This window comes from Paenibacillus sp. 4624 (genome assembly GCF_050435065.1).
Taxonomy (GTDB): domain Bacteria; phylum Bacillota; class Bacilli; order Paenibacillales; family Paenibacillaceae; genus Paenibacillus; species Paenibacillus amylolyticus_D.
In genome coordinates this window covers 37,570-56,616 of sequence record NZ_JBNDJR010000011.1, presented here as the reverse complement: position 1 = coordinate 56,616, position 19,047 = coordinate 37,570, and the positions used below count along the sequence as shown (strand labels likewise).

34 protein-coding genes are annotated in these 19,047 nt (G+C 45.1%); 31 read left to right on the top strand and 3 right to left on the bottom strand.

What is annotated here, in order from left to right; genetic code table 11:
* Positions 1–5 precede the first annotated feature (5 nt).
* From ABIE27_RS22945 to ABIE27_RS22920, 6 genes are all read left to right on the top strand, one after another.
* Positions 6–515, top strand: a complete 510-nt coding sequence (locus ABIE27_RS22945; RefSeq protein WP_429351580.1) for a hypothetical protein — start codon at positions 6–8, stop codon at positions 513–515.
* Positions 512–652, top strand: a complete 141-nt coding sequence (locus ABIE27_RS22940; protein ID WP_429351579.1) for an XkdX family protein — start codon at positions 512–514, stop codon at positions 650–652. The genes ABIE27_RS22945 and ABIE27_RS22940 overlap by 4 nt, the downstream gene beginning before the upstream one ends.
* 99 nt (positions 653–751) lie before the next feature.
* The gene (locus tag ABIE27_RS22935; protein WP_429351578.1) at positions 752–1,129 is read left to right on the top strand and encodes a hypothetical protein; all 378 of its coding nucleotides are present in this window, start codon (positions 752–754) and stop codon (positions 1,127–1,129) included.
* Positions 1,126–1,845: a M23 family metallopeptidase gene (locus tag ABIE27_RS22930; protein ID WP_429351577.1), complete on the top strand. Its 720-nt coding sequence runs from the start codon at positions 1,126–1,128 to the stop codon at positions 1,843–1,845. Before ABIE27_RS22935 ends, ABIE27_RS22930 begins: the two co-directional genes overlap by 4 nt.
* 14 nt (positions 1,846–1,859) lie before the next feature.
* Positions 1,860–2,123, top strand: a complete 264-nt coding sequence (locus ABIE27_RS22925; RefSeq protein WP_429351688.1) for a holin — start codon at positions 1,860–1,862, stop codon at positions 2,121–2,123.
* Positions 2,124–2,232: 109 nt separating this feature from the next.
* Positions 2,233–2,565 carry a YolD-like family protein gene (locus ABIE27_RS22920; RefSeq protein ID WP_429351576.1) on the top strand — a complete coding sequence of 111 codons (333 nt, stop codon included), beginning with the start codon at positions 2,233–2,235 and terminating at the stop codon, positions 2,563–2,565.
* A gap of 46 nt (positions 2,566–2,611) precedes the next feature.
* Here the strand turns inward: ABIE27_RS22920 and ABIE27_RS22915 are convergent, their stop codons facing one another.
* Positions 2,612–3,070, bottom strand: coding sequence for a hypothetical protein (locus tag ABIE27_RS22915; RefSeq protein ID WP_429351575.1), 459 nt, complete (start codon positions 3,068–3,070; stop codon positions 2,612–2,614).
* Between the two features lie 358 nt (positions 3,071–3,428).
* On the opposite strand from ABIE27_RS22915, the gene ABIE27_RS22910 reads away from it, so the two are divergent.
* Genes ABIE27_RS22910 through ABIE27_RS22890 form a run of 5 tightly spaced genes read left to right on the top strand, consistent with a single transcriptional unit; the run spans position 3,429 to position 5,403 of the window.
* Entirely contained in the window at positions 3,429–3,746 is a 318-nt protein-coding gene (locus ABIE27_RS22910; protein WP_429351574.1) for a hypothetical protein, read from the top strand.
* Positions 3,747–3,748: 2 nt separating this feature from the next.
* Positions 3,749–4,330, top strand: a complete 582-nt coding sequence (locus ABIE27_RS22905; protein WP_429351573.1) for a hypothetical protein — start codon at positions 3,749–3,751, stop codon at positions 4,328–4,330.
* A gap of 5 nt (positions 4,331–4,335) precedes the next feature.
* Complete coding sequence (locus ABIE27_RS22900) at positions 4,336–4,869, top strand: accessory gene regulator B family protein (RefSeq protein ID WP_429351687.1); 534 nt, start codon at positions 4,336–4,338, stop codon at positions 4,867–4,869.
* Complete coding sequence (locus ABIE27_RS22895) at positions 4,862–4,990, top strand: cyclic lactone autoinducer peptide (RefSeq protein WP_429351572.1); 129 nt, start codon at positions 4,862–4,864, stop codon at positions 4,988–4,990. The genes ABIE27_RS22900 and ABIE27_RS22895 overlap by 8 nt, the downstream gene beginning before the upstream one ends.
* A gap of 17 nt (positions 4,991–5,007) precedes the next feature.
* A complete protein-coding gene (locus tag ABIE27_RS22890; RefSeq protein WP_429351571.1) occupies positions 5,008–5,403 on the top strand; it encodes a LytTR family transcriptional regulator DNA-binding domain-containing protein in 396 nt (131 codons plus the stop codon).
* Positions 5,404–5,663: 260 nt separating this feature from the next.
* On the opposite strand, the gene ABIE27_RS22885 is transcribed toward ABIE27_RS22890, so the two are convergent.
* Positions 5,664–5,891, bottom strand: coding sequence for a helix-turn-helix domain-containing protein (locus tag ABIE27_RS22885; protein WP_429351570.1), 228 nt, complete (start codon positions 5,889–5,891; stop codon positions 5,664–5,666).
* 173 nt (positions 5,892–6,064) lie between these two features.
* Positions 6,065–6,448, bottom strand: a complete 384-nt coding sequence (locus tag ABIE27_RS22880; RefSeq protein WP_429351569.1) for a helix-turn-helix domain-containing protein — start codon at positions 6,446–6,448, stop codon at positions 6,065–6,067.
* A gap of 185 nt (positions 6,449–6,633) precedes the next feature.
* Here ABIE27_RS22880 and ABIE27_RS22875 point away from each other — a divergent pair, with 185 nt between their 5' ends.
* From ABIE27_RS22875 to ABIE27_RS22780, 20 genes are all read left to right on the top strand, one after another.
* Positions 6,634–6,903 carry a helix-turn-helix domain-containing protein gene (locus tag ABIE27_RS22875; protein ID WP_429351568.1) on the top strand — a complete coding sequence of 90 codons (270 nt, stop codon included), beginning with the start codon at positions 6,634–6,636 and terminating at the stop codon, positions 6,901–6,903.
* Between the two features lie 77 nt (positions 6,904–6,980).
* Complete coding sequence (locus ABIE27_RS22870) at positions 6,981–7,436, top strand: hypothetical protein (protein WP_429351567.1); 456 nt, start codon at positions 6,981–6,983, stop codon at positions 7,434–7,436.
* A gap of 27 nt (positions 7,437–7,463) precedes the next feature.
* A complete protein-coding gene (locus ABIE27_RS22865) occupies positions 7,464–7,718 on the top strand; it encodes a DUF7667 family protein (protein ID WP_429351566.1) in 255 nt (84 codons plus the stop codon).
* Positions 7,715–8,092 carry a type II toxin-antitoxin system PemK/MazF family toxin gene (locus ABIE27_RS22860; protein ID WP_429351565.1) on the top strand — a complete coding sequence of 126 codons (378 nt, stop codon included), beginning with the start codon at positions 7,715–7,717 and terminating at the stop codon, positions 8,090–8,092. Before ABIE27_RS22865 ends, ABIE27_RS22860 begins: the two co-directional genes overlap by 4 nt.
* A gap of 613 nt (positions 8,093–8,705) precedes the next feature.
* Positions 8,706–10,265: an ATPase gene (locus tag ABIE27_RS22855; protein ID WP_429351564.1), complete on the top strand. Its 1,560-nt coding sequence runs from the start codon at positions 8,706–8,708 to the stop codon at positions 10,263–10,265.
* Positions 10,262–10,432, top strand: a complete 171-nt coding sequence (locus ABIE27_RS22850) for a hypothetical protein (RefSeq protein WP_429351563.1) — start codon at positions 10,262–10,264, stop codon at positions 10,430–10,432. The genes ABIE27_RS22855 and ABIE27_RS22850 overlap by 4 nt, the downstream gene beginning before the upstream one ends.
* A gap of 38 nt (positions 10,433–10,470) precedes the next feature.
* Positions 10,471–11,358, top strand: a complete 888-nt coding sequence (locus ABIE27_RS22845; RefSeq protein WP_429351562.1) for a RecT family recombinase — start codon at positions 10,471–10,473, stop codon at positions 11,356–11,358.
* A gap of 121 nt (positions 11,359–11,479) precedes the next feature.
* Positions 11,480–11,719: a hypothetical protein gene (locus tag ABIE27_RS22840; RefSeq protein WP_429351561.1), complete on the top strand. Its 240-nt coding sequence runs from the start codon at positions 11,480–11,482 to the stop codon at positions 11,717–11,719.
* A complete protein-coding gene (locus ABIE27_RS22835; protein ID WP_429351560.1) occupies positions 11,720–12,325 on the top strand; it encodes a hypothetical protein in 606 nt (201 codons plus the stop codon).
* Entirely contained in the window at positions 12,322–13,083 is a 762-nt protein-coding gene (locus ABIE27_RS22830; protein ID WP_429351559.1) for an MBL fold metallo-hydrolase, read from the top strand. The genes ABIE27_RS22835 and ABIE27_RS22830 overlap by 4 nt, the downstream gene beginning before the upstream one ends.
* Positions 13,080–13,796 (top strand): hypothetical protein, encoded by a 717-nt coding sequence (locus ABIE27_RS22825; RefSeq protein ID WP_429351558.1) that lies wholly within the window; start codon positions 13,080–13,082, stop codon positions 13,794–13,796. The genes ABIE27_RS22830 and ABIE27_RS22825 overlap by 4 nt, the downstream gene beginning before the upstream one ends.
* Positions 13,797–13,809: 13 nt before the next feature.
* Positions 13,810–14,658: a replication protein gene (locus ABIE27_RS22820; protein WP_429351557.1), complete on the top strand. Its 849-nt coding sequence runs from the start codon at positions 13,810–13,812 to the stop codon at positions 14,656–14,658.
* Complete coding sequence (locus ABIE27_RS22815; RefSeq protein WP_429351556.1) at positions 14,591–14,974, top strand: hypothetical protein; 384 nt, start codon at positions 14,591–14,593, stop codon at positions 14,972–14,974. The genes ABIE27_RS22820 and ABIE27_RS22815 overlap by 68 nt, the downstream gene beginning before the upstream one ends.
* Entirely contained in the window at positions 14,967–16,349 is a 1,383-nt protein-coding gene (locus ABIE27_RS22810; RefSeq protein WP_429351555.1) for a replicative DNA helicase, read from the top strand. Before ABIE27_RS22815 ends, ABIE27_RS22810 begins: the two co-directional genes overlap by 8 nt.
* Positions 16,346–16,723, top strand: coding sequence for a hypothetical protein (locus ABIE27_RS22805; protein WP_429351554.1), 378 nt, complete (start codon positions 16,346–16,348; stop codon positions 16,721–16,723). The genes ABIE27_RS22810 and ABIE27_RS22805 overlap by 4 nt, the downstream gene beginning before the upstream one ends.
* 12 nt (positions 16,724–16,735) lie before the next feature.
* Entirely contained in the window at positions 16,736–17,302 is a 567-nt protein-coding gene (locus tag ABIE27_RS22800) for a hypothetical protein (RefSeq protein WP_429351553.1), read from the top strand.
* 91 nt (positions 17,303–17,393) lie between these two features.
* Positions 17,394–17,831, top strand: a complete 438-nt coding sequence (locus tag ABIE27_RS22795) for a hypothetical protein (RefSeq protein ID WP_429351552.1) — start codon at positions 17,394–17,396, stop codon at positions 17,829–17,831.
* A gap of 5 nt (positions 17,832–17,836) precedes the next feature.
* Positions 17,837–18,241, top strand: a complete 405-nt coding sequence (locus ABIE27_RS22790) for a hypothetical protein (RefSeq protein WP_429351551.1) — start codon at positions 17,837–17,839, stop codon at positions 18,239–18,241.
* The gene (locus ABIE27_RS22785; RefSeq protein WP_429351550.1) at positions 18,238–18,864 is read left to right on the top strand and encodes a dUTP diphosphatase; all 627 of its coding nucleotides are present in this window, start codon (positions 18,238–18,240) and stop codon (positions 18,862–18,864) included. The genes ABIE27_RS22790 and ABIE27_RS22785 overlap by 4 nt, the downstream gene beginning before the upstream one ends.
* 12 nt (positions 18,865–18,876) lie before the next feature.
* The gene (locus tag ABIE27_RS22780; RefSeq protein WP_429351549.1) at positions 18,877–19,047 is read left to right on the top strand and encodes a hypothetical protein; all 171 of its coding nucleotides are present in this window, start codon (positions 18,877–18,879) and stop codon (positions 19,045–19,047) included.

Here is a 19,047-nt window from a genome sequence, read left to right as displayed (position 1 = left end):
TTAGGATGGATGTTGGTGCAAGGATATATTATGAAAAGTCAACAGGAAACGTCATCTTAAATACTGGACAGCGATCAGGTGATGTTATAGAGACAACAGTCGAACAAGATTTTGACTCTTACAAGGTGCTTGCTGAACGAGTTCAGCAAACCGTAGGTATGGTACAGCTGGATTACGGAGCATATTCAGCAGATTATGCAGAAGGCGGCGTTATTACTCGTATTGACTTGGATACGTTGGAACCTCTGTTTACGTATCCAAATCCAGTCGATCCTGAAAAACCAACTGAACCGCGCCCGGCGTTATCAGAACAAGTAGGGTCATTAGGTGGTCAGATGGCAGAAATGAAGCTACAAGGGATTGAAAACCAAACAGTAATAAATAGTCTCGGTGGGGAACTTACGGCTGTCAAGATGCAAAGTATTCAGCAACAACAGACAATCACTTCACTAGGGCAGGAACTAGCCGAAACCAAACTTGAAATCATCCAATTGAAGGGAGGTGAAACGGCATGACATTCTGGTCTCTCGCTTTTCGAATGAAATGGGTAACTGCTGAAGCGTTGAGAATTGCAGTGCTCACAGAAAGCAACCCATTCGGAGAAATTACACCTGAGCAGTACGAGCAGATTACAGGCATCGAATATCAATAGAGATGACACGCCCTAATAACCGGAGCGTGTTTTTTTGTGCCCTTGGAGTGGACAGGGCTTTTTGTATACCCGAAAAAATAGAGATGAGGGGGAAAAGACGTGACCGAGAGGGTGAGTGAGGTGCCAGACGAAAATTCGAAATTACTTGTAGACATTCAGATTCAACTGGCTCGAATTGAAAAAACGCTGGAGGTTGTACCCACTCTGGCGGCAGCGGTAGAGACAGTACGTGAGATCGCTAGGAATGCAGATCAATCTTCTAAGTCGGCCCACCACCGCGTGGATATGCTACAGTCTGCAAAGGAAATCGCAGACGATGCGCTACGTAAAGCAGAGGCGGCATTAGCTACTCAAAAGGCTCAGGCAGAGGATCAGAAATGGTTTAAACGGACTTTTTACGGCGCGGTTATTGTGGGTATTGCCGGAGGTATTGTGGCTGCTGTATGGGCCGCAATCAAGTTGGGAGGCGTAGCATGAATCCGTTTGAAGGATATAGATTAACTAGTCCGTTCGGTTGGCGTATACATCCAGTGCATAAAACTCGAAAGTTTCACAAAGGCGTAGACCTCGTTATAAGCCCAGCAAACGGACCGCTGTACGCTTTTGTAGGCGGAGAGGTGTTACACGCTAAAATGGGCGCTACAGGCTCGGGATTCGGAAATTACGGCAACACAGTAGCTATCAAAGACGACAAGGGATATCTACATGTATATGCTCATATGTCGTCTATTGCTGTTGTTGTGGGGCAAAAGGTGAAACGTGGCGACCGGATCGGTAACCAGGGAAGTACCGGAATCAGTACGGGTCCACATTTGCATTACGAGATCCGGAAGAACACAAGTCCATCATTTGGCTTTACGGTTGATGAATCTGGAGTTGTGGAGCCGACTCAGTACCTGATTAATTATTACGGACAACAGCAGCCTGTTGTTGATAAGGGGGAAGGGCCGATGACGGCGGAAGAGAAGAAACGGGTTGAGGATCTAGAAGCCACATCAAAAGCACAGGCGGAATGGATCAAGGCTGAAAAGGCTAAGGCGGACATGCCTTGTCCTGACTGGGCTAAGGCAGCATACGAGCATTACAAGGACTACATTTCCGATGAGACAGGAAGCTATGAATTCTGGCGTTTGCTTGTAATTAACTACCGTAAAGAAAAAGGATTTAAGGTCAACAAGGAGGCAGGGAAGTGATGGATAATCAAACATTGGAAGTTGTGCTTACATTCGCATCTGTGCTGGCTGTATTCGTGCTAGCGGGCGTGCAATTCGTGAAGAAGACTGTTAACATCCCAGCAAATATTGTGCCAGCAGTTGGTCTTGTACTGGGTCTCTTAATTGGAATGGCATCCTATCCGTTCACTTCATTAGACTTAACATTGAGGTTGTGGGCTGGTGGTTTGGCTGGTTTGTCGGCAACAGGATTGTTTGAATTAGCATTTAGTAAGCGACCAGGCACGACAAAGGATTAGATAGTTTAGCTCTACCTTGATACTAAATGGTGGAGTTTTTTTCTTCTTGAATACAGAACGATTGTTCGCATATAATACAAACAGTTGTTCTTATTCAGGAGGGATACATATGGCAGGTAAACTATTTGACAATGGATTGTTTGAGTCGTCACGGATGATCTTGCCGGAGCATAGAGAGGCTTGGCTTGAGCAAGAAGCGAAGGCGCTGGAGAAAGAAAAGCCTATTCTGGATGAGCAAGAGTTGGAGTTGATACACGGCAAACTGAATGATTCTTTTCACCAGCATATTCGTGTACGTGTAACTGAATTCGATCCGATTGAGGATAAAGTACATGAGGGCATCGTGACTGTGGTTAACACATTCCGAAAAGAGATTAAGCTAGTGTTTCCCGATGGAGATTGGAAATACATTTATCTAGCGGATATCTTGGCGGCAAACTAAAGACAAAAAGAGCAGGCGGAATGTTCCCCTGCTCTTTTATATTGGTTTATTTCTTTGTGACTAACTCATAAGGCAGCCAGCCTGTTCCACCGGAGTAACTGACCTGGACAGTGGCGAATGTTCTTTCAACGATATTGACTTCAGTGCCTTTGTTAACAGCAAACACTTTGCCAGTCAAGATCATTTCATTTAATCCACTCTCATTCTTGGCATCCATATAATTAAGCATCAGGTCGAGATTATCCTTGGTAGAAGCAGCATAAGAATTTGCATTTATGTATGCACGATCACCGGCAGTGACAGTTTTAGTTGATGTTGTTGTTTTGGAGCTTGAAGTGTTGCTATTACAGAAAGTTAAGCCGAAGAAGAATATTAGAACAACTATACCAATACTTCCTATAAGCAATGTGTTAGGTTTTTTCTCTTGTTGAGCCGGTTCAGGTATAGCAGTGATTTCTGGCGTTGATGGTTGTTCTGATTTTGTATCTACATTCTCAGACAGCATGCTACCGCAATGCTTGCACTTGATTGCTTCATTTTGAATTTCTTCGGCGCAATACGGACACTTTTTCAATGTTCATCACCTTTCCTTAGGCACGTTATTAATATGGAAGCGCAAGGCTTGGAGTGTAGACTGGGCGAAGGGTTATAAGAATAAACATACGAACTATTGATCTTCCAAGTTTCATCAGCTTCAAAATAGTCGGCCTCCTAATATTATTTTTGTACGTCTAGTCTAACAGACCTATAGGGCTATTTCTATAAATTCCCTGTAAGTTAGGAAAATACTTCTTGTAATTCATACGGTTTTACCGTATGTTTATTGCAGACAAGTCATCAGGAAATATAAGGAGTGAGGGATATTGACCTTGAATCGATACCGTGACATCGCTGATCAGTTAGGGGGAGAAGTTGGGGCAAGCATACGAGAATTGGTCAACGAACTTGAAGATGCCCGAAAGATCATACGCGGAAAGAAATACCCGCCGCTCCTTGGCAGCAAAGAGGTTGCGGAGATTATAGGAGTAGACCCCAAGAACATGCACCATGTCCGCAAGACAAAGTTGTTCCCGGAACCGGATGTCATGGTTGGCACAAGGCCTTTCTGGTTTAAGCCGACGATAGATGAATATCTGGAGAAGGTAGAAGAATGGAGAAGTCAAAATAAAGGGGACGCGTAGCGATGGAACTGGTCACATTCATGTTGTTTTCAACGATAGAAGTATTGGCAGTGTTTGTTTTTATGATGGTTCTGTACCGGGAGAATCCCATGGATTACATTTGGCAAGCTCTCTCGGTATCATTGCTGATGGGTATACAGAGTCACTTCTTGCGTGGGTTGGATTTAGGTTTCGTGGCAGTAGTGATAAATCTTATGGTTTATGTTCTGATCCTTACAACAATTGTCCGGTTGCCGATCCTTTGGGCAATCATTATATCCGGTAGTGGTTTCTTCCTCTACGGTATTGCACAAGCGTTGCTGCTCGGAGTAATAGGCGGGGAACTATTGCAGCTCGTAACAAGCGCGTTATTCTTGTTACTTTCATACCTTCTTTATAAATTCGGTCTGGGGTTTGAGGCGCCATATGAAGCACTCAAATTACCGCGTGAGAAAGCTATTGTCGTGACTGTAATTATCACAGCATTCGCATTAACAGCAGTCACGATGTACATACAAGAGTCGTGGGCTAATATCTTGTTTTTTGGAGGAGCATCCGCACTATTCTTGTATTACGCTAATAGAAAGGATCGTGAAGCTCGTTGATTGAAGTGGCTGCAGGACGTATTGCCAAACACATCAAGTCAGTTGTCCCTAATCATCCAGTGCCTGAGGACAGCATGCGTCACTCGCTGATCGCTATTATTAATTTTGCTACTGTGGTCGCCCTAACACTACTGGGCACTATTATTACTGGAAGGTTTGAACAGGCAGTACTGTTGCTTAAATGTTTTGCCCTTCTCAGAATGTTCTCAGGCGGACTACATCTGGAATCAAGTATGAAGTGCGCCGTTGTTACTGCGGGGGCCACAACTGCTCTATCAATGCTGAATATCAATGATGCATGGAGTGTTGTGCTTACAGTTATCAGTATGTATATCATGATTCACTTTGCACCTTCCGGAATTGAGAACCAGACACGAATACCTGAACGGTTCTATCCGGCTCTAAAAGTGATTTCTTTCCTGATCGTTGCATCAAATCTATGGTTTCTATCGTCTATGGCTGCAATAGCGTTCTTTGTACAGGCGCTCACTTTGGTAGCTAACGATCATTTCATGAAGGGAGGTGAAACACATGTTTAAAGTAGCAATCTATTCCGCAATCGCAACTGGACTTGGAGCAATCGCAGCATTGACTGTAATGCCAGCAAGTCTGATCTTCGTCAACAACCCTAAACCACCACAACACTTGCTCAAAAAATAATACGGGGGTACACATAGATGGAACACGTCACACTTCTGGTCGATCACAAGGGTAAGAATGGTGTAACCCCTGTGAAGATCACCGACATACTGTACCTGTCTTATATCAAAGCATATAGGAAGGTTGCATTTTACACCGCCGATGCCACCTATTATTTTACAGGGAGCAAAGAGCACTGGACAGAAGTTCTTAATAACAGCGGGGGGAACTTTCTCGATGTTGATCGGCATAACTCGGTCAATGTTTCGAAGGTGAAGAGGACTGAAACGAAGCCTTACTACGCCTGTTTTGAGAAGTTCCGGACAGTGAGAGAATTAAAGTGTTCCATGTCCGCCAGAGGTTATAATGATCTGATGGAAGTACTGTCAGTAGGATACGAACAACCAAATAAATTAGTACCGATATTCCAATGAAAAGAGGGACCACCGTCAATGTGCGGTGGTCCCTCTTTTTTGCGTTCGATCATACACTATATCACATGTGTATGTAATATGTTGTCGAATCACGTTGTCGAACACGATAAATTCGGACGCCCGATTTTAATTTACAAATGTTGTGGGATGGGGTTTAATGGTAATCACAGGGGAACAAGAATTCTTCTTGCTGGTTAGAAACTTTACAATGGTGTAAAATAAAACCTCCGGTGGAGCAGTAAATGCTCCGGCCTGTTACGCTACATCAACCACTCGTATATGTCCTTTTCATCGCAACCAAGAATAATGCAGATCCCGCGCATATTAAGGGCTGGAATCTTTCTCTTGTCGGTTTCGTAAAAGGATAGCAGAGTGGTGGATACAGTCAATCCGCATCTCTCAAGCAGCGCCTCAGATAGTTCTTCCTGAGTGTAACCGGCTTTAATGCGGATATCGCGCAACAGGCACTTCCCGAAGGTAAGCGCCATATTATGTATGCCTCCATATTAAGTTTTAACTCTTCCATGCAAACGTTCGTTCGTATATAATTACTATACTACATACCGGGGGTCTTGCCTTATGAATAGCATTGATGCCGAGCAGTTCTTGAAATCCATTGCAGCCGATACACCAGAAAACCGAAAGTTGATTGAAGAATTTCTTACTTCCCTGATTGATCCTGACTCAGAAGTAGACGAGCCATAGCCTGCAGCTTGCGCTTCTGATCCTCTGTTAGTTCAACCCCATCAAACGTAAAATCTCCCTTGATGAAAGAATCATCGTTCAATTCCACTTTCTCAACCATATCCCTTTCAGCCTCGGTTAACTGGCTGTGGGGATTATTTGTGTGTCCTAAAACCCAATCCATTGTAACTCCATAGTAATCACACAGTACCTTTAGAGTTTCATAATCAGGTTTGTTTCTTCCGGCCTCGTAACCACTCAGGGTCTTATTGTTTATCCCCGTATGGTCCCTAACTTGAAGTTGTGAGAGCTTCAAGTCTTTTCTAATCTTTCTCAATCTTTCAGCGTAAATTGCTGTCATTTTCCAGTCCACCTCTCCTAATCGATATTAGCATATTGTCCACTTTAAGAAAAATTATTATACGATACAGAGAATTATTTTCGAAAAAGGTGTTGACTTCTTCGATACAGAGAATTATATTGGGGATACGAAATTTCTCTGATGCAGAGAATTATCTACCCCAAAATAGAGAAAGGAGCAGAAGTATGAGCCAAGTAAATGATTCCTCAGTAGTTAACAACGATCAGTTTATCGACTTGCCTGTTCACCTAAGAGTTAGAAAATACATCAAGTCTAAAGGTTATGTAATAAGAGTTATTGCTGAAAAGTCTGGAATCGACGAAAAAAGATTTTACAAAATCATGACTGGTAAAAGCAGACTTACTGCAGACGATCTTGAAAAAATTTGCTTCGGAGGTTTGTCCGTCGAACCCTCATATTTTTTTGAGAATAAATTCTCTGAAATAGAGAATTGATACTAGAGAAAGTATACGGTAAAACCGTATAACCGTCAATAGATATGTTACTTATTTTGATGAAAGTTGGTGGTTAAGTGAACCGAACAGCAGAAGCATTGAATGATTGGCAGGTTGCAACCTTTGTGCAACGGGGTGATTCGAACATTCTAACACTTCTACAAGAAGAGGAAAAAGATTTAGAACTTGGATTCGCGTTACCTGCTAAATCTTTCAGCATCACTGATACACAGGGGATTGTCTCCCTACGCAATATGCTCAACAGTCTAGAACTTGGCGAAGAGGAAGAATGTGAGAGTGATGAACCGTCGTCAGGAAAAGGTGCGTTATGGACTGGAATAAGGAGAAGAGCAATCAACCGACTCAATCTCGATGACTCACCCCTTAGGCATCAAGTTAAAATCATTCTTTCAACCATTGTCCGCGCAACACTTGGAATAAAAACAATCTTGGTTATGACAGAGGATCAGGCTGCAGTAGCTGAACAGATCGTGAACGAAGTGGTCGAAACAATGCTGAAATTCGAGAAATAACAATTGAATTGAAAGGGGCACACACACATGTCTATCGCAATTCACAAGATTCACCGGACAATGGCACAAATCACAATGATGAACACGGATAAGCAAGGTAACCTAATCCTCGGAGAACTGGAACTGAAATTGATTTTCGGATTGCTCAGAAGAAACCTTGAACTGGTGTACGAGATTGACGGCCTGAAAGAAATCGCCTTTGCTGCTCAGACACTCGATCAAATGGACCTTGTGCAACATGTCTGTGAAAGACTCGACGAACTGGAGGCGCAGCTAACATGATCAAGCGTGGTGACATCTACATGATTGAGTACGGAGACGGCGAAGGCAGTGAGCAAAAGGGATACCGCCCGGGGCTAGTCATTCAAAACGATATAGGCAACAAATACTCACCGACAGTCATCGTCGCGGCAATTTCAGACGCTAAGGACAAACGCTTGATGCCAACACACTTTCCGATCGGAACAGAATCAGGCATGAGTAAGCCATCAGTCGTGATGTTTGAACAATTGAGGACGATTGATAAAACTCGGCTGGATGACAAGGTGGGCAGACTCACACCGGATTTACTTAAACGAGCAGAAGTACCTTTGAATATCAGTCTAGGGATGATGTCGGCTCCAGTACCTAAGAGAAAGGCGGTTTCCACCAAATGAAAACGGAACAACAGTTAAAGGAATTGTGCTCATTCTTTGAAACCTTCGAAGGCAAGATGTACCAGCAAGGCCGCCTGCTAATCGCCCTGCATGCACGGGGGCAGTACAACAAGTATAACCGGCAGCTCACAAGTAAGTGGTGATGATGAGCAGTCCATCCAATCCAATGCACCTGTCAATCCGCATAAAGGCAAGCGATGATCCGTTGGACTTGAAAGCACTGGCTCAATCTGGAGGGCAGCACTTATTCAATCTTAAGCATCCGAAGTTTGCTTTTCCCAGTGAAGCAAATCGCATTAAGTACAACCGAATCAGAAAGGAACTGAGAGGGGGTGAGGGGAGCAGTGATCGTTAAATGTGGGTGCGGAAAAAGGGCAGCGGTTTACGCAGTGTATGAATCAGCAAAACCACATTGTCAGAAATGCATGCTGGACGCAGTGAATTGCACCATAGCAATACCAGTCCGCAGACTTGATCCGTGGGAAATGGAAAAGTTCGAGGGACCACAACAAACAAAAAAAGCCGCCCAATAGAGAGCGGTCCATAAGAAAACTATTCGCAATCATCATATCACAGGAAGCGAGGAAAGCAAGTGGCAAACCATGTTCGATTATTGGAAACAGAGGTCATCAACTTCGCGGGACTACAGTCCAAGAAAGTAGAGTACGGGGATGTAACTCGCCTGTCAGGGAGAAACGGTCAGGGGAAAACGACAATCGGAACTGCTCCGGTATGGGTGCTATATGGCACGGATATGTTCGGTAACAAATACAATCCATCGCCAACTAACTATGAGTTTGACCGAGTGTTTGCCTCTACGATCCTACAGTTGGACGGCGTTCCAATGAAGTTCGCTCGGGAGATCGAAAAGGGAACCAACTCATTTTACATCAACGATGTTCCAACGAAGGCTAAAGAGTATGAAGCGGCGGTAGCTGAACTATTTGACAAAGATGAATTCTTGTCTTTCTATAACCCGATTTACTTTTTCGGACGGCACTGGACCAAACAGCGGGAACAGATTATGAAGTACACCACGCCGCCTGCCAAAAAAGAAGTCTTTCAGGAAATGAGTCGCACTGATCCAGAACAAAAGCCGAAGGAAATCACGCTTAACCCTGCTGCCGTCAAGCTGGATGAACTGATGAAGAAACACTCCCTGGACGATCTGCAGAAGATCCACGGCGGTACTGGAGGGCAGAAGTCGAAGCTTGAGAAACAGCACATTGCCGCTCAGAGTCGGACAAAGACGCTGCAGGAACAACTCGATAAACTGCCAGCAAGTTCAGGTGAGAATATTGAGTCATTGCAAGCTTTAGAAAAAGAGTTGCGGGAGCAGATCCGAATAGCCGATGAACTGCCTGCTAAAGCGAATGAGATTCAGAGAATGCAATACGAACTAAAAAGCCGCATTGCATCACAACAAGATCAAATCGCACAAAGCAAGGAACGGTTCTTGGTGCTTCACGGAGAGTTGATTGAGGATCAGTGCCCAACATGCAAGCAACCTTTGGATGAAAAGGCGGTATCTGCTGCTCAGGAAACTAAGGATGCTCGTGTAGCCAAAGCCCGAGAAGCACATCAAGCATTAATAGACAAACGCAATGAACTGGAAACAGAGCTCGCCGCCATTGTTCCCATCGATGTTGGTGACCTACCTAAACAGGTTCGTGAGTTCGAGGACCAGTTGGAAGTTGTTATGACTGATATTCGAAACCAGAATGCAAGAGCGCAGCTTGAGGCAGATGTTGCAGCAGCGAAGCAGGCCGAGACAGATACGCTTGCCAGCCTGAAAGAATCGGTCTTTATCTTGGATGCAATCAAGTCATATAAGGCCAAGGAAGCAGAGCTGCAAGCCAGCAAGGTTCAGTCACTGTTCACCAGCATTTCAATCCGGCTATTCAAATACGTGAAGTCAAAAGGTGAATATGAGCCTGATTTTAGTATCCAGATGGACGGCAAGGACTATCTTGCATTGTCCACAGGTGAACGAATCTCGGCAGGGCTGGAACTGACAGAAGTGCTCTTTAAACAATCCGAATTAATATGTCCTACCTTCATTGACAACATAGAGAGTTACACGGGACGTGTGGCAGTATACGACCAGTTGATTACGGGCCGAGTTGTTGAAGACCAGGAACTGAAAATAGAAGCGGAGGTCGCGTTGCGATGAGAAAAGGACATCCGTTCATGGTAGAAGTACCTCTGCTTGGAGTAGTGAAAATTCAGGTTGGCAAAGAACTTCAATTTCCAAACTCCGAAAAGATCATTGTTCATAGCATCGACACTATTGAGATCAAGGACACCAAGGCGAGAATCATTGGTTTTACTGCAAAATAGCATTTCAAATTAATTAAATCTTAGGAGGCTACAAGCCCATGACAAATTCAAATAACCAACTGCAAGCCATTAATGAAGAAGTGGTTGTAGGCAGCTACACACAAAAACACCTGGACACATTGAAATCAACCATTGCAAAAGGAACGAGCAATGAGCAATTCGCCCTATTCGTCCAGACTTGCGTCAGAACAGGGTTGGACCCCTTCCTTAATCAAATCTTCTGCATCGTATACAACGGCAAAGACGGCCCTGTAATGAGTATGCAAATTGCAGTTGAGGGGATTGTAGCCCTTGCGAAGAAGCACCCGCAGTATAAAGGCTTTATTGCTTCTGAGATTCGAGCGAACGATCATTTCAAAGCCAAAATGCACACGGGCGAAGTTGAGCATGAGCCAGACGTAATGAATCCAGGCGAGACAATCGGCGCCTACTGCATTGCGTACAGAGAGGATGCACCTAATATTCTGGTCATCGTCCGCAGGGATCAGATCGAGCATCTTGTCAAAGGCCGTAACGGTCAGATGTGGAAGGACTATTTTGACGACATGATCGTAAAGCACGCCATCAAAAGAGCCTTTAAACGTCAATATGGAATCGAGGTATCGGAGGATGAACCAACTGCAGCACCTGCTGAAAACTCACCATATGAGCGCAGAGATATCACACCAGAGACTCCACCCCCACCAGCTATTACACAACCTGAAATTATTGAACCTGATACAGAAGAATCGGAGATACAACAACTCAAAGCTGAAATGAAGCAGAAATATAAACAACTCGGGATTACTGACAAGGCAGCTATGGGAAAACACATGCAGGAATTCTGCAAGACGAAAGGTTCAGAACCGACAATTGCAGAGATCAAGGGCTATCTGAAAATTATGGACCTTCAAATCCAAGCTGCCGCCGACGATCTGCCAGTGTAAGCCATGGGGTACAAAGTCGAGATTTACCGACTATGCCCTGACTGCCAAATATGCGGCAAGGAGATATCAGCAGGACGCGAACAGTACAACAGGGGCCGGAGAGTGTGCAATCAGTGCAAGGATGGATTGGAGGCGAATGATCGTGCCAGACGAGAAGCCCGTGCAACTCGACTTGTTCAGCAGCTTGAACGAACCAAAGGGGCCGCCTCCGGCCCCGGTATTAAACGGCATGTACTACGAAAAGGCAACTGACAAGTTCGTGTCCTACATGCTGGGTAAACGTCATTACGAAGAACCTGCCCGGGGGTGCAAACACCCCAAGGCGTGGCAGGAACGAATAAAAAGGGAGCGTGCTATATAAATGGCTAAATTGAAAATTGAATTGGAATTAGATTGGTTTGATGAGGAAAGTGGAACTGTCTCTGATGAGATTAGAAATCAAGTGATAAGCGGGTTACAAGATCGTCTCATACGGAAAGTGGAGACTCAGACTCGTGAAACTATTGAAGCAAAAATTAAAGAAGCTGCTGATAAAGTATCGGATGAATTCCTTGTGAAGGTGTTTGAAGAACGGATTAAGGACATCACCATCCCAGTCAAAACAGGTACCTGGAGCTCTGAAACCAAGGATTTATCGTTTAGTGAGTTTGTGGGTGAGAAATATGACGAATTCCTTAAACGGAAAGTATTTGACGAACATGGTAGAACTGCAAACTACGACAGGGACGCGAAATTCACTATTCATGAGTACTTCGTCAAAGACATGCTCGGCAAAGAGCTTGAAAGCAAAGTATCCACACTAATATCAGAAGCGCGCCAAAAGGCAGAACAGAGTGTTATCAATACGCTTGAGAAGAACCTGCGTGACCAACTATCTGCCGATATGATCAATCGTTTGAACATTCCGAGTATGCTCAAGAGCCTTCAAGAAAAGGCCGCCTTGTTCGAAGGTCAGTCCGAATCATGAAGGTTGACATTATTGCATCTGGATCAGGCGGTAACTGCATCGCACTCACATACGAAGGCCGCACGATCCTGATAGACGCAGGCATTGCCAAGACCAAAATTGCCAAACGGCTACTTGAGTGCAACATCAGACCAGACCAGGTAACAGACATTTTCATTACACATAGTCACGGAGACCACATCAAAGGGCTTCCGCTGGCGAATCAATACCGCATCGATGTTTGGGCGACAGACGGAGAGTGGAAAGGCATATCCGGTGTAGATGATGATCTTCGCCGGGTGGTTGAAACCAGATACAGCAAGTACGAATCAATCCGGCTGGGAGATATATGGGTCTACCCTTTCAAAACGCACCATGACGCATACGAACCGATTGGGTATGCCATAGAAGCAGACAGCGGTTCACGAGCCTGTGTGGTGTTCGATACAGGCAAATACGATCAAGACATGCTCGACATGATGGAGGGCAGTATCTACATCATCATTGAAGCCAATCACGACCCGGACATGGTGGAAGCATCTAATTACCCCATCAGCGTGCAGTCTCGCATCCTAAGCGACTTGGGTCACCTAAGTAACCAGCAGACAGCCGAAGCGCTCCAGAAGCTAATCAAGGGCAAGGGAGAACGCATTTATCTTACTCACTTATCCAGTAACAATAACAGCCCGATCCTAGCGGAGATGACCGTGAAAGCGGCACTCCGGCAGAAAGGTTTTATCGCAGGGACACATTATGAAATCGAGGTGGTCAGCAAATGAATACAGTTCAAATAAAAATGGTTTCGGATCATAAAGCAAAGGGTGGTATATGGTTCCGTGCAGGTGAGAAATATACTGCACGCCGATTGACTCTCGGGATGCTCGATATTAAAACACCTTTCCAAATTGTTGAGGGAAACCGATCCGGCAGCGAAATTCCTTTTAAAAACGCTATTGTCATCAGGGATGAAAAAACATACACCCAGAAGCAGTATGACGAAATCCTTGCTCAACGGGATGAAGCGCTGGCGCAATTGGACTCATCATTATCAGATCTAGCAAAGCACGGTCAGACAATCGTTGAGTTGCAGGATGAAAGGCTTTCGCTTCTTAACACCATTGAACGTGCTGTAACTCATAACGAAATTCAGGCATTGCCCCGCAGTGTAGTTCAGGCGCTGGAATCATTCAAGCGTAATGGCGACATTTTGGAAACTGTTATCCGATGGATGGTGTCGCCATTGCAAACAGATATCACAATGAGAGATCAAATCTTAACACTCATCAATTATGCAAAAGAAAATGGATGGAAACTCATTAACGGCATGGTCAACGGATACGTGGTTGAGCCTGAGTTGGAAGGGTCGTCAGATATAGCAGAGACAGTCATGCAATGGTGGGAAGACCGTTGCATTGATGCCAATACAAATGACTTAGATAACTTGGTGGATCGACTAAAAGGATGTATTGCAGAACGGCAAACAGTACAGTAAGCGGGTGAATTGAATGGCAGGACCGGAACTTTCCGATGGATTCACCCGAGTGGCACATGAGGTCATTGAAGAGGTTGCCAGGCACAAGTTTAATGGTACTCAACTTCGAATTCTCTTGATCGTCTGGCGCCAGACATACGGGTGGCGCCGGAAATCTGCCGAGTTGTCAGCCACATTTCTTGCTACTGCCTTGCAGAGCGACCTACGGGGTGTAAAGAAGGAACTTAATCACTTGTTGGATATAAAAGTGCTGGTGGTTCACAGGCCAGCCATAGGGAAGTATGGGCGTTATATCGGCTTCAACAAATACACGGACCAATGGCTAGTGGGTGATAATTGTCCACCGCAAGAAAATAAATCTACTGGTGGACAACTGACCACCTATGAGGTGGACGATTATACACCGGATCTGGTGGACAACTGTACACCTAAGAAAGAAAAGAAAGAAAGTATAAAGAAAGATAATAAAAACAATAAAGGAGCTGCTAAAGAAATGGCTTCTAAAACCAAACTGGCAAAGAGTCGTGAAGGCAAGCAGGAGTACGCAGATGAAGTGTGGCTTAAACCGGAGGAACACACAAAGCTTTTCAACGAGTTTGGTCAAGACGGTTTGACATGGATGATTGATGTACTCAGCTCTTATAAACTTTCCGTTGATAAATTTTACGCAAGTGATTACGCAGTCTTCAAGAAAGGTGGATGGCTGCGTATGAAATACGAAAAACATCTGGTTGAACAGAACAAAGGAAAGAAACAACCTTCATTCTTGGAACAAAAGTTGGGAGGGATGATCGGTGACGGAGGCAGAATTGACGTTACTCCTGACAGTAGCAAAGCGAGTACACCCAAGCTTCTCGGTTGAAGATGAATTCACTTTTGGTATTTGGTTTGAATTGGTGAGCGAAGTTCCTTTTGAGGTAGCCCAAGCGAACTTGAAGGAGCATCTTCGCAAGAGTGATTATCCTCCAAAGCCCGCCAGCATCGTAGGTGACTACTTCAATAAGTCAGAAATGTCTGTCTATGACCAGCAGGCCCTTGAACAAAAAGAACTGATGTTATCTATTGAAACGCCTGAAAATGAGTGCGTGCCTATGCCGGATGCTGTGGAAAGGGCCATTGATCAGTTAGGGAGTCGAATGTCAGTAGGGCGATTCGGTGGTGATGAATTAGATGAATAACCCCTTTGACGAAGATCGAAAAGAGCCCATCATACCAGAATACAACCCACTATACGAAGCGGAGATGCAGTATCTGGGCGCTATCCTAAAGAACAAGAACCGTATGGAAGATGTGAGGTTAACAAGTCAATCTTTCAGTCCTGCTTGGAATCATGGGACGATCTTTCAAATGCTCAAGTTTGCATACAAGAAATTTGGGAAAGAGCCTGACCCCTTCAATTTAGCTGTGATGGTAGATCATTGGGGAGAGAAAATTCGTGAGGCAGGTGGCGTCAGTTACTTCGCAAAAATTCATGCATCTGTAGTGACTGATGACATCACCACCTTTAGGCGCTTTGAGCAAATTATCAATACAGCTCACGCAGGACGCGAAATGGAAAGAGCTCGAATGGAAATTGCCAATAGCGGAATGAGTGCCAAGGAAATCCGGGAGGAACTTGATCGGATTGAGGATATAGCACAAAGGACAGCAAGAGGAAATCCTGCTGCGGATATCGCTTCTCTGTTCGCGGAACACAAGAAAGAGCTGCGCAGACGCGAAATGATCAAGGGTGAGGTTACTGGCATAAAGAGTTGTTCTGACGATTTTAACCGCCTAAGTAAAGGTCATCAGAAACAGGACTTAATTATAGTCGCCGCACGGCCTTCAATGGGTAAGTCGGCATGGATGTGCAATGACGTCTTTGCTAGTACGGAAGATGGAACAGCAGCACTGATGATATCCGGTGAAGACAAGTCGATTAATATGCTTGAACGAATGATTTCTGCTGTTGGACGAATAGAGCTGTCTCGAATGAAATCCGGTCAGATGCGTGAGTCTGATTGGAACAGATACATCCTGGCTCTTGAGGAAATAGGGAAGCGTAGAATTTTCATTGACGATACAGTTTCACCTAAGATTGAGTCGATCCGGGCAATGGTTGCTGAGATGGTGAAGACATACCCGAGAATGATACTTTACGTGGATTATTTGCAACACCTGACCACAAACGAGAAATTCAGAAGCAACGCCGAAAAGTATGCGCACATTTCCGCAGAGCTTAAAAAGATTGCTCGTGACTTTGATATCCCGGTTGTGGCCCTCGCTGCTATGAACCGTGAGGTTGAGAAGAAGCAAGATAAGCGACCAAGCATGAGCGACATCCGAGATTGCGGAAATATCGAGTCTGACGGCGATGTCATTATCCTTCTGCACAGAGAAGATTACTACGATGCTTCAAGCCGCAGGAAAGGGCTGATAGATCTGATTGTTGCTAAAGGTAGAAACGCTGGTACTGGGACTGTAAGCATGGTCTTCGACAAACCGTTTATGAAATTCCTGAACATTACGGAAGAAATCAGGAAGCAACGGCGAGAAAAGGACTTGGCATCATGAGTCGGCGCATAGAGAATGACGAACAACTGGCGAAGGCTATTCAGGGAATGCAACGGCTATCTGATGAAATAGAAGACTTCGAAGAAACACCTGATCCTCTTAACTATGAAAAACACGAGAAGAACAAGAATGTGTTGATCGTGACAGCGAAATTGGTGCAGCAATACAGCCGGGGGAAGGTAGTGCAGGAGGAACCATCAAGGGCCGATTATTACGATCAAATGAACTGGACTTATCAGGACTTCTCAGCGCTTGCTGAACCGCCTCAAGCTGAATCTGATACAAGTGCAGCACCTAGGAAAGAAGAGGCACCAAAACTGACGACAGAGCCGCCAAAGACGGCATCGAAAGTGTCGTCATGGCTTGACGATTAAGGAGGGGAACCGATGAGATTTTTGGGGATAGACCCTGCTACCAAAACAGGACTCGTAGCACTGGACATTGACGGAAATATTTTGGAACAAATCGAGCTGAAAGGTAAGGGGCCAGCCGCGAAAGGCGGCATATCGGTAGAGCAGCTTGTGTCACTTGAAAATCAATTATTTGGGATTTTGGAGCCTGGCGATGAAATCATGATCGAGCAACCAGCAATGGGTACTCAAAAGGGAGTTACAACAGGTATGATCCACGGCGGGCTCAGGACAATGATACATCGAAAAGGCATGGCATTTAATGAGATCAACCCAAACAGCACCAAGAAATATGTTTCTGTAACCGGATGGACTGGAGAGGTCGGAAACAAGCGACGTTTGAAGGATAAAGAGAAGAAAGCAGCAGTCGCGGAGGCAGCTAAGTCAATGTTCGGGTTCAGCCACAAAAGCGATAACGTCACGGACGCGTACATTATCGCCAGAGCAGCGGTAAATCTTTATCGAATGCGTGAATATATGCCGCTGCTGGACAACGAGCCTTACCAAGTCGAAGTCATTGAAACGATTCTGAATAAAGAATAACACCCGGGGCTTGTGCGGTCCTGCGGCGGACAGTCACGCCCAAAATACGGAACGGACGTGCGTATTTTAGCCAGAAAGGAGCGAATTCCTTGTGGGTACTCCGATACCAAACCGAAGAATTGAAGCTATGTCATCGGGGTCTAGTGAGGTCAGACCGTACAAATTGACTCCTGAAGAACTGGCTGCATTACCCCATACTCCACCAATGAAAAGCAAACGTAAAAAGCAGATTGGACTCGGGAATCGAGACTATATACCAGGTCAAAGGCAGCAAGGCCGGAAGATCAAAGAAGAACCTATGATCAAGCATTCCCCGGTCGGTAAGATGGTCACTCTGACGGCAAAGCAGGCTAAAGCAATCATGTTTCTTCTGCAGCCCATTGAAGGCGGTTGGAAAGAGGATGAACTGATTGGAGAGCACTCGAATGCTCCGAATGGCTGGCAGGATGAAGCTACAGCCTTGAACGGAATGCCGCTCGGGGATTTAATAAACGCCTTGTATGTAGGCATGGACATTAAGGAGGAATAGCGAGTATGGATGATGACCAAAAGCGCCGGACGTTTCAGAAGGTCAAAACGATGTCAAAGGATACGTTTTGGTCGTGGATGAACCAGTTACACACCCGTGCTTATGCGCTCGGTATTAATCATATGACAGATGCTATGAGCTGCCACAAGAGAATCAGCAAACCTATGATCAATCAGGTGCTCCGTAAAGCTGAACAGATCCGTGAAGAGTGGGACGGATTGAAGATGGTCACGGTCGATGGTACTGAGGGAACGGAGTTTAAAACGGCTGATCAAATCGCACAAGGTTTCGACTCTACGGAAGCTGCAATTTACAAACTAACCGAGCCACACATTTTGCACATTGGAGATAAAAAATTTGTTGTCCGGCCTGCGACAGAGGCTGAGATTCAGGAGGCTGAAACAGTATGAACATAGCTAAATTGTACGAAATGCAGAAGGCACTTGACGCTCGGATCATCGAGGAAAAGAACCTGCAAGGTCAAGACCTGCTCCCGAACACGATCCTGGCCCTGCAAGTAGAGCTGGGCGAGATGTCGAACGAATGGCGCGGGTTCAAGCATTGGAGCAACGATCAGGAACCGAGGGGAGAGATGAAAATTCAGTGTCCTGAGTGTCACGGCGAGGGCACACACGGAGCAATAGGAGACAAACTTGGATTGATAGAGATTGATTGTCTTGAATGCGATGAAAATTACGAAGTGACTATTAACCCTTTGCTTGAAGAATACATTGATTGCCTTCACTTCTTTCTGAGCATCGCCCGTCAGCTTGGCCTGCATGAAGCAGACCTCACCATCATTGACGATTACCTGGAAGGTAGCACAACGAATGTGCTCACCCGATTGATTTATCACGCTGGCGGCATCGGTATGGAGTACAGCCCACATTCAAGCATTACGTCATTCCGTATGGCGTTCAATATGTTATTTGCACTTGGTCAACAACGTTTCGGATTCACTCTGGAACAGATCGAGGCTGCTTACCTGGAAAAGAACAAGGTCAACCATGAACGACAAGAAAACGGATATTGAGGGGGAGAACATATGCGGAAGGTTCAGAGAAAGGTATTCATAAATTCCTCGGATGAAGAAATCAATGAGTTCCTGAACAGTATACCAGCGGAAGACATCATCTCAACACACTTTGCGGTCTATGGCTATGAGAATGCAGCGGATGAATGGACAACAATTTTTTATAAAGCTGACGCCGAGTAA

Excerpts from the sequence above, each read along its gene's own strand:
- ABIE27_RS22945 (WP_429351580.1), top strand. The coding sequence starts at position 6 with ATGGATGTTGGTGCAAGGATATATTATGAAAAGTCAACAGGAAACGTC.
- ABIE27_RS22940 (WP_429351579.1), top strand. The coding sequence starts at position 512 with ATGACATTCTGGTCTCTCGCTTTTCGAATGAAATGGGTAACTGCTGAA.
- ABIE27_RS22930 (WP_429351577.1), top strand. The coding sequence starts at position 1,126 with ATGAATCCGTTTGAAGGATATAGATTAACTAGTCCGTTCGGTTGGCGT.
- ABIE27_RS22920 (WP_429351576.1), top strand. The coding sequence starts at position 2,233 with ATGGCAGGTAAACTATTTGACAATGGATTGTTTGAGTCGTCACGGATG.
- ABIE27_RS22915 (WP_429351575.1), bottom strand. The coding sequence starts at position 3,070 with ATGCTGTCTGAGAATGTAGATACAAAATCAGAACAACCATCAACGCCA.
- ABIE27_RS22905 (WP_429351573.1), top strand. The coding sequence starts at position 3,749 with ATGGAACTGGTCACATTCATGTTGTTTTCAACGATAGAAGTATTGGCA.
- ABIE27_RS22895 (WP_429351572.1), top strand. The coding sequence starts at position 4,862 with ATGTTTAAAGTAGCAATCTATTCCGCAATCGCAACTGGACTTGGAGCA.
- ABIE27_RS22890 (WP_429351571.1), top strand. The coding sequence starts at position 5,008 with ATGGAACACGTCACACTTCTGGTCGATCACAAGGGTAAGAATGGTGTA.
- ABIE27_RS22885 (WP_429351570.1), bottom strand. The coding sequence starts at position 5,891 with ATGGCGCTTACCTTCGGGAAGTGCCTGTTGCGCGATATCCGCATTAAA.
- ABIE27_RS22880 (WP_429351569.1), bottom strand. The coding sequence starts at position 6,448 with ATGACAGCAATTTACGCTGAAAGATTGAGAAAGATTAGAAAAGACTTG.
- ABIE27_RS22875 (WP_429351568.1), top strand. The coding sequence starts at position 6,634 with ATGAGCCAAGTAAATGATTCCTCAGTAGTTAACAACGATCAGTTTATC.
- ABIE27_RS22865 (WP_429351566.1), top strand. The coding sequence starts at position 7,464 with ATGTCTATCGCAATTCACAAGATTCACCGGACAATGGCACAAATCACA.
- ABIE27_RS22860 (WP_429351565.1), top strand. The coding sequence starts at position 7,715 with ATGATCAAGCGTGGTGACATCTACATGATTGAGTACGGAGACGGCGAA.
- ABIE27_RS22850 (WP_429351563.1), top strand. The coding sequence starts at position 10,262 with ATGAGAAAAGGACATCCGTTCATGGTAGAAGTACCTCTGCTTGGAGTA.
- ABIE27_RS22845 (WP_429351562.1), top strand. The coding sequence starts at position 10,471 with ATGACAAATTCAAATAACCAACTGCAAGCCATTAATGAAGAAGTGGTT.
- ABIE27_RS22840 (WP_429351561.1), top strand. The coding sequence starts at position 11,480 with ATGGATTGGAGGCGAATGATCGTGCCAGACGAGAAGCCCGTGCAACTC.
- ABIE27_RS22835 (WP_429351560.1), top strand. The coding sequence starts at position 11,720 with ATGGCTAAATTGAAAATTGAATTGGAATTAGATTGGTTTGATGAGGAA.
- ABIE27_RS22830 (WP_429351559.1), top strand. The coding sequence starts at position 12,322 with ATGAAGGTTGACATTATTGCATCTGGATCAGGCGGTAACTGCATCGCA.
- ABIE27_RS22825 (WP_429351558.1), top strand. The coding sequence starts at position 13,080 with ATGAATACAGTTCAAATAAAAATGGTTTCGGATCATAAAGCAAAGGGT.
- ABIE27_RS22820 (WP_429351557.1), top strand. The coding sequence starts at position 13,810 with ATGGCAGGACCGGAACTTTCCGATGGATTCACCCGAGTGGCACATGAG.
- ABIE27_RS22810 (WP_429351555.1), top strand. The coding sequence starts at position 14,967 with ATGAATAACCCCTTTGACGAAGATCGAAAAGAGCCCATCATACCAGAA.
- ABIE27_RS22805 (WP_429351554.1), top strand. The coding sequence starts at position 16,346 with ATGAGTCGGCGCATAGAGAATGACGAACAACTGGCGAAGGCTATTCAG.
- ABIE27_RS22800 (WP_429351553.1), top strand. The coding sequence starts at position 16,736 with ATGAGATTTTTGGGGATAGACCCTGCTACCAAAACAGGACTCGTAGCA.
- ABIE27_RS22790 (WP_429351551.1), top strand. The coding sequence starts at position 17,837 with ATGGATGATGACCAAAAGCGCCGGACGTTTCAGAAGGTCAAAACGATG.
- ABIE27_RS22785 (WP_429351550.1), top strand. The coding sequence starts at position 18,238 with ATGAACATAGCTAAATTGTACGAAATGCAGAAGGCACTTGACGCTCGG.
- ABIE27_RS22780 (WP_429351549.1), top strand. The coding sequence starts at position 18,877 with ATGCGGAAGGTTCAGAGAAAGGTATTCATAAATTCCTCGGATGAAGAA.